A 7,092-nucleotide genomic window follows, 5' to 3' on the forward strand; every position below is an offset into this window, starting at 1 on the left:
AGAAGCGACCGCAGTGTCGCGCGTTCAGGAAGGAGACAGGATGACAGGCATCGATGAAGCGGCCACCATGCGCAAAGTGTACGGGCGGCTCATGCCCTTGCTCTTCGCGATGATGTTCTTCAACTATCTCGACCGCATCAATATCGGTTTCGCGGCGCTCGAGATGAACGGCGATATGGGCTTCAGTCCCGCCGTGTTCGGTTTTGCGGGCAGTATCTTTTTCGTCGGCTACATGCTGCTCGAAGTGCCGAGCAACCTTTTGCTGCATCGCGTCGGCGCGCGCCGCTGGATCGCGCGCATCCTGCTGACGTGGGGCGCGGTGGCGGCCGCCACGGCGTTCGTCTTCAACGACACCAGCTTCTACGTGCTGCGCTTTCTGCTGGGCGTGATGGAAGCGGGCTTTCTGCCCGGTGTGGCCGTCTATCTGACCAAGTGGTTTCCAGAACGCTACCGGGCGCGCGCCGTCGGCGGCTACATCATTGCCGGCTCGTTTTCGGCCGTTCTCGGCGGCCCGATCTCGACGACGCTGATGACCTACGCGGATGGCTTGCTCGGGCTGCACGGATGGCAGTGGATGTTCATCCTCGAAGGCGTTCCCGCGATGCTGCTGGGCCTTTTGACGCTGCGCATCATGACCGAGCGTCCGAGCGACGCAGCATGGCTCACCAACGACGAAAAGCGCTGGCTCGAATCGACGCTGGCAGCGGAGCGCGAAGCACTGGGCGGTCACACGCATGTGTCGTTCCTGCGCGTAGCGGGCGATATCCGCGTCTGGAGCCTCGCGTGTCTGTTTGGCTGCGCGTTGGTGGGGATTTACGGGCTGTTTCTGTGGTTGCCGCAGATCGTGAAGAGCCTCGGGCATCTGAACAATATCGAAGTCGGCTTTCTTTCAGCGGCGCCGCCGTTGTTCGGCGTGCTCGGCACGTTCCTGATCAGCCGCAGTTCCGACCGGTCCGGCGACCGCAAGAAGCACCTCGCATTCGTCTATGGCGCGAGCGCCATTGCGATAGCAGGCAGTGCCTACGCACCCAATCCGCTGCTCGCGTATGCGTTGCTGTGCGTCACCGGGCTCTTCATCTACGCCGGCAATCCGCTGTTCTGGAGTCTGGCGTCGTCGTTTCGCACGGGCGCGGCGGGCGCAGCGACGATTGCGCTGATCAACACGATCGCGCAGTTTGGCGGGCTCGTCGGCCCATGGAGCATCGGACTCGTGCGGCGCGCGACGGGTAACTTCTCGCTGGCGTTGCTGACGATTGCGGCGTTCCTTGTGATCGCAACCATCATCGCGCTCGTGATGCGTGTCACGCCGCCAGAGGAGAGCGCTTCTTCTGCGCTCGCGGAAGGCGACGCCGCTACCGGCAGCTAGTCACGTTTATCGCAGCTTTATTGCAGGTTTATCGCAGCAGGGACTCAAAGGGTTTGCTACATGATTATCGATTGCCACGGTCATTACACGACGTCGCCGCGACAGCACGAAGCATGGCGCACCAGGCAGATCGCCGCCATCAAGGACGGCACGCCTGTACCGCCTCGCCCGGTCATCACCGACGACGAAATTCGCGAGAGCATTGAAACGGGGCAGCGCCGCATCCAGCGCGAACGCGGCACCGACCTCACGATCTTCTCACCGCGCGCAGCGGGCATGGGCCATCATCTGGCGGGCGCGGAGGCGAACGCGGCATGGTCGAGCGAATGCAACGATCTCGTGCATCGCGTGTGCTCGCTGTTTCCGCGTCATTTTGTCGGCGTGTGCCAGTTGCCGCAGGCGCCCGGCGTGGCACCCGCGAACAGCATTGCCGAATTGCGGCGGTGCGTTCAGGAACTGGGCTTTATCGGCTGCAATCTGAATCCGGATCCGTCGGGCGGCCACTGGTCAGGGCCGCCGATGACTGACCGCTTCTGGTACCCGTTGTACGAAGCGTTGGTCGAACTCGACGTGCCCGCGATGATTCACGTGTCGTCGTCGTGCAATGCGAACTTTCATGCGACGGGCGCGCATTACATCAATGGCGATACGTCGGTGTTCATGCAGCTGCTCACAGGCGATCTGTTCGCGGATTTTCCGACCTTGCGGTTCATCATTCCGCACGGCGGCGGCGCTGTGCCGTATCACTGGGGACGATATCGCGGGCTCGCGCAGGACATGCAACGGCCTTTGCTGAAGGACTATCTGCTGAACAACGTGTTCTTCGATACGTGTGTCTATCATCAGCCGGGCGCGGAACTGCTCGCGAAAGTGATACCTGTGGGCAACATTCTGTTTGCGTCGGAAACGATCGGCGCGGTGCAGGGCGTCGATCCTGAGACGGGGTACTACTACGACGACACGCGTCGCTATATCGACGCAATCGAATGGCTCAGCGATGCCGACCGGCAGCGTATCTACGAAGACAACGCACGTGCGGTGTACGCACGCCTCACGACGCAAATCGACAAACAACTGGCAATGGAAGGGGCGACGATATGAATCCGATCGGCTGGCGCGAATATGACTCTGCTCCGCAGGCGAGCGCGGCCACGCTCGATGCGTTGCGCGAGCTTGCCGTGTCGCTGCTTAGCGACAACATGGCGCGCGCGAGCGGCATCGTGGGCTTGCAGCCTTATCACCGTCCCAAGGCCATGGCGGGGACGGCCGTCACGGTGCGCACGCGCGGCGGCGACAATCTCGCGATTCATCGCGCGTTCGATTTTTGCAGGCCGGGCGATGTGCTCGTCATCGACGGTGGCGGCGAACTGACTCAGGCCCTGATGGGCGACATCATGGCGAGCTTTGCGGAAAGCCTCGGTGTTCGGGGGCTCGTGATCGATGGCGCGATACGCGATGTCGGCTCGATACGTCAGCGCGATTTTCCCGTGTATGCGCGAGGCGTCACGCACCGCGGGCCGTACAAGAACGGGCCGGGCGAAATCAACGTGCCCGTGACAGTCGGGCGGATGGTGGTCAACCCGGGCGATATCATCGTCGGCGACGAAGATGGGTTGCTGGCAATTTCGCCTGCCGATGTGGAGAACGTGATCGAAGGCGCACGCAAGCAGGGCGCGAAGGAGGCGGCTGCGTTGCGATCGATCGCGGAAGGGCGTTTTGACCGGTCGTGGGTGACGCCGCATCGCGAGCGGATGATGAACGGGTGAGATTTGGGCTGGCGGCGCAGCAGTGTGAGTGGAGTTGATGTATAAGTGACGCTCGCGCCGTCGGCGTTGAATCAATCCGGAAACAGGCACGACAAGATGACACGTTATGTGGACGCGGCGGCTCTCGTCGCACTCGCGCGGCAGGCTGAAGCGAATGAGGCAGCAGCGTGCGGCTGCACAAGAACGCCGCTGGATGGATGGCAGTCGCAGCCGCTGTCTCTCGACGAATCGAAGCTCGTCGAGATTGCAACGCTCATGCGCGAGGATGATCCTGAGCCGACGTTTGCCGAGTATCGGCCGGATAACGTTCAATATTGGGCGCCCGACGCGCCCATCGCGCCGCAGTACTTTCCGTATAACCGGTGCGGCGTGTGGCAGTGTTCCGAGTGCGGGCGCCTCTATTTGCGTTATACGGAAGGCGGCGGCTACTTTGTCGATAGAAGGATTCGGGCTTTGAAGGCGGAGCTGGTCGTGGATGTGGGGATCTGAAGGCGCAAGCTGGTCCGCCTAGTTTCTACCGCCGTCATCGGTTTTCCTCCAGCATCCGTCTTCATCATCTTTCCTGTCGTGTCCCGACCGGAAGGCGATCCCCGCGGATCGGGCCGAACTGGGCGTGGAGTCGTCGATGACTTGAGACGGCGCCACATCGCCCCTTGCTCCCGGCGCGAACACGAGAATGCGCAGGTTGGGATTGGTGACGAAAAGCCGTCCATCCGGTGAGACGGCGATCCTGTTACCCGGCAACGGTAAGCGATCACCGATGATTCCCGTGGCTGGGCCGCTGATGGTCCGTATCGGTCGCACATTGCCATTCGCCTTGGCGGCGAAAATGCTCACCTGGTTCTGGCTCGCATCCGCTGTCGTGTTGTAGACGAATAATTCGTCCGTACGAGGATCGACGGCGATCGACGTGGCGATCTGTGAGAAAAACACATCGCGGCCCGGAAACAGGCCGGTTTTGGGACCTGTGAGGCTGCGCAGAAGCGGTGGCGCGCTCACGCTTCGGCTCGTGCCGAACGTGTCGATGATCGCCGTTCCCTGTATGTCATAACCCGCGATCAGCAGGTTGTCGTCGCTATCGATCGCGATGCTCTGGTACTGGGTGATATTCGGATCGGTAATGCGGACGGGATTGGGTATTGGCCCGGAGCTATTGACGGGAACGACCATCACGCACGCAGTCGAGGGACGAACGCTCAGGACGAAGTCGTTGAGGCGAGAGTCGACCGCGATACCGGGCAAGTCATTCGTCATTATCAACATGAAGGAGCGACTGGGCGACTGATTGCCCTCGGCTTTTCGCGGAAAGATGTCGACGGTGGTGTCGCCGAATTGCGCAAGGTGAAAGGAATCCCTCCTGTCGATCACCGTCGCCCCGGCCGACCTGAGGGTGGTAAGCGGGCCTTGCAGCACCTGACAGGGTTCGGTCGCTCCATTGGCGCGCGCGGAATACCCGCGAATCTGATCATTGAGCGTGAGAAAGACGGCGTCGTGGGAGCAGACGGCATGCGCCAGCTGGGCGCCGCAAAACATACTGACGACGGCTAGAAAGAGTGCGGGTTTCATTACACGCCTCCTTGGTCAATTGCGCGAATGCCCCGATTAAGGATAGACGCCGGCCAGAGGCCCAACATACTTCCGCCATCAGGACTCTGTATTTTGGCGGACGATGCAAAACCACTCGTCGATATCGAACGGTATCGCAGTGTGGTTGCGTGTTGTGGCCCTGTGGGGAGTATGTTCAGGCGGTCTTTTTTAAGCGTGAGGATCGTTCGGGCCCGGTAGCTGAGAAGTGGACGGTGTCACTTCCAGTCGCAGCTACCGCTGTCTGTCACCGCGCTGGCATTTAATCCAAACGAGGTCTTTTTGCCACTTTTCCTGTTGGTATAAATCATTGAAGGGACCATCGTTCCCTGACTTACCATCCGATATTCACCGGTGATTTGCTTCCTGTATATCTCGACCCAAGTCGTGGTTTGTTCATCCGGCGCATTCTTGTCGAGCGTCCGTGCAGCTGATTCATCCATGATCAATGGAATCGATTGATTCGAACCCTGATACCTCACGAACGCCCATGACAGGCTGCTGGAAGAGTCGTAATACGTGCGCAATTCGAAATTTGTTGAGTTCACTCCGCCGGAACTGAAGCAAAACGTGTCACGCGTTATCTCTGCGTGGGCGACCAAAGGGGCGATGAATATCGAGGACGATAAAACCAGAAGCTTGGTGCGTGTCATGGAAGCAGGGCGTTTGTAGCGTGGAAGATGCTTCGATTGTGTGTCAGGCGGAAAAGAAGTTTGTTGTGGTTTTGGTGCGCAGCCGATTCGGGTGTGCTCATTCGACAGTGAATCTGAATACGTTGGTCGGGTCGGTGAAGCGGGTCGTGAGACGCTGCCCAGTGCTTGTGTATTGCGTGCCTTCGATCTCAGCATATTGGACTTCAGTGCCCACGGGATCATCGATATTCGGCTCCCGTCGATAGGAGAATATCGGGAATCGCAGTGCGCCTTGCTGTCGAACGAGGCTGCGGCAAGATCCGAAAAGGCTGGGCAATTTGAACAGGCGGATGCCGGACCGGGACTGGGTGCTGATGGCGTACACCTGGCTATACCTGTCTGCAGTACCAGAGCCAGTACCCGTTGATTCGATGCAGATGGCTGGGCCTGTCGTACCTGCGTCGGATGCCAGGTACAACGTCACGGATCTGGGGTCCAGGTCTACGCGATTGTCGCCATTTGAACGCACCGCGTCGGCGAGCCGGTGCACGCGGTTGTTGATACGTACGCTCCGGCCGGTGACTGTCAGTTTGATGCGCATTTTGCCGACTTGTCCCTCCCATGATGCCGTCGTGTCGCCATTCGGTCCGTAGGTCGCAGGAAGGTAGTCGTTCGAAACGGGAGACGGGAATACTTGTCCAGCCTGATCGGCGTAGAACGAGTCGTATCCGTCGTAAAGCTTGCCTGCATGGGCCACGCTGCAGCAGACGGTAAGTGCGAAAGCGGCTATTGGTTTTTGCTTCATCTGTTAGCGCGGCCGCCGATAGTCAGGATGGTGTCCGAACATAGATCATTATTGATTCGGCGGCAATGAACCGGGATTGCTGTTGATCTGTCGCCGGAGGCATGGGGCCCGTATGTCGATGCCAGCATGGCTGAAAGTTGGTCTCTTTATTTCTTAATTTGACATAACATAAATTATCACCGTTTTGGTTGTAGCGGCTCTATCCTAATGTCGTGTTCTGGCTATTTACAGATGTCGTGTTTCTGAACGCTGGCAAGCTGGCACCGTGCTGCAACCATGCGGGAGCCAGCCATGAAGCCGGACACCACACTGGTGAGTCTGAGCATGCGCGAACTGGACAGGCTGAAGGTTATCCAGGCCATCGTTGAGATCGGCCTGAAGCCCGGCCGTGCCGCCGAACGGCTGGGCCTGACCGTGCGCCAGGTCGAACGTCTGGTGACCCGGTATCGCGAGCGTGGGCCGTCCGGCGTGGCCTCCGGCAGACGTGGCCGACCGGGTAACCGCAAGCTCGACGCAGGGCTGGCGGTGCGGGCCCTGACGATCATCCGCGAGCGCTATGCCGATTTCGGGCCGACGCTGGCGCGCGAGAAGCTCGAGGAATGTCACGGCATCCGGCTGGCCAAGGAGACGGTCAGGCGGCTGATGACCGAGGCCGGCCTGTGGGTGCCGCGCAAACAGCGTCCGCCGAAGCTCTACCAGCCACGGGCGCGGCGTGCGTGCCTGGGCGAACTGGTGCAGATTGACGGCAGCGATCACCGCTGGTTCGAGGACCGCGCGCCGGCCTGCACGCTGCTGGTGTATGTCGATGATGCGCAAGCCGGTGGCGTTCTACAGCGACCGCGCGAGCGTGTTCCGCAGCACGTGCGCCGGCAAGACGGGGCGCAGCGTGACGCACTTTGGCCGCGCGATGTACGAACTGAACATCGATACGTTCTGCGC

Annotated in this window: 7 protein-coding genes and 1 pseudogene; 5 read left to right on the forward strand and 3 right to left on the reverse strand. The window is 60.3% G+C overall.

Annotated features, from left to right (window positions below; all coding sequences use genetic code 11):
- Positions 1-40: 40 nt before the first annotated feature.
- The 4 genes from G3O01_RS03360 (at position 41) to G3O01_RS03375 (ending at position 3,621) form a co-directional block, all read left to right on the forward strand.
- Entirely contained in the window at positions 41-1,366 is a 1,326-nt protein-coding gene (locus G3O01_RS03360) for an MFS transporter (protein WP_205803012.1), read from the forward strand.
- A 60-nt stretch (positions 1,367-1,426) separates the two neighbouring features.
- Entirely contained in the window at positions 1,427-2,467 is a 1,041-nt protein-coding gene (locus tag G3O01_RS03365; protein WP_205803014.1) for an amidohydrolase family protein, read from the forward strand.
- Positions 2,464-3,132: an RraA family protein gene (locus tag G3O01_RS03370; RefSeq protein WP_205803015.1), complete on the forward strand. Its 669-nt coding sequence runs from the start codon at positions 2,464-2,466 to the stop codon at positions 3,130-3,132. The genes G3O01_RS03365 and G3O01_RS03370 overlap by 4 nt, the downstream gene beginning before the upstream one ends.
- Before the next feature lie 96 nt (positions 3,133-3,228).
- Positions 3,229-3,621 (forward strand): hypothetical protein, encoded by a 393-nt coding sequence (locus tag G3O01_RS03375; protein ID WP_205803017.1) that lies wholly within the window; start codon positions 3,229-3,231, stop codon positions 3,619-3,621.
- An 18-nt stretch (positions 3,622-3,639) separates the two neighbouring features.
- Here G3O01_RS03375 and G3O01_RS03380 read toward each other — a convergent pair whose 3' ends face one another.
- The 3 genes from G3O01_RS03380 to G3O01_RS03390 all read right to left on the reverse strand — a co-directional run bounded on the left by G3O01_RS03380 (position 3,640) and on the right by G3O01_RS03390 (position 6,153).
- The gene (locus G3O01_RS03380; RefSeq protein WP_205803018.1) at positions 3,640-4,698 is read right to left on the reverse strand and encodes a hypothetical protein; all 1,059 of its coding nucleotides are present in this window, start codon (positions 4,696-4,698) and stop codon (positions 3,640-3,642) included.
- Between the two features lie 236 nt (positions 4,699-4,934).
- Positions 4,935-5,369 carry a hypothetical protein gene (locus tag G3O01_RS03385; RefSeq protein WP_205803019.1) on the reverse strand — a complete coding sequence of 145 codons (435 nt, stop codon included), beginning with the start codon at positions 5,367-5,369 and terminating at the stop codon, positions 4,935-4,937.
- Positions 5,370-5,466: 97 nt separating this feature from the next.
- On the reverse strand, positions 5,467-6,153 hold the full coding sequence (locus tag G3O01_RS03390; protein ID WP_205803022.1) for a hypothetical protein: 687 nt from the start codon (positions 6,151-6,153) through the stop codon (positions 5,467-5,469).
- A gap of 291 nt (positions 6,154-6,444) precedes the next feature.
- Between G3O01_RS03390 and G3O01_RS03395 the strand changes: the two are divergent.
- Positions 6,445-7,092 (forward strand): annotated as a pseudogene (locus G3O01_RS03395) (helix-turn-helix domain-containing protein); the annotation flags it as partial.

This window comes from Burkholderia sp. Ac-20365, from assembly GCF_017104715.1.
GTDB lineage: Bacteria > Pseudomonadota > Gammaproteobacteria > Burkholderiales > Burkholderiaceae > Paraburkholderia.

Coding starts and splice junctions, on each gene's coding strand:
- G3O01_RS03375 (WP_205803017.1), top strand. CDS start 3,229: ATGACACGTTATGTGGACGCGGCGGCTCTCGTCGCACTCGCGCGGCAG.
- G3O01_RS03390 (WP_205803022.1), bottom strand. CDS start 6,153: ATGAAGCAAAAACCAATAGCCGCTTTCGCACTTACCGTCTGCTGCAGC.
- G3O01_RS03365 (WP_205803014.1), top strand. CDS start 1,427: ATGATTATCGATTGCCACGGTCATTACACGACGTCGCCGCGACAGCAC.
- G3O01_RS03360 (WP_205803012.1), top strand. CDS start 41: ATGACAGGCATCGATGAAGCGGCCACCATGCGCAAAGTGTACGGGCGG.
- G3O01_RS03380 (WP_205803018.1), bottom strand. CDS start 4,698: ATGAAACCCGCACTCTTTCTAGCCGTCGTCAGTATGTTTTGCGGCGCC.
- G3O01_RS03370 (WP_205803015.1), top strand. CDS start 2,464: ATGAATCCGATCGGCTGGCGCGAATATGACTCTGCTCCGCAGGCGAGC.
- G3O01_RS03385 (WP_205803019.1), bottom strand. CDS start 5,369: ATGACACGCACCAAGCTTCTGGTTTTATCGTCCTCGATATTCATCGCC.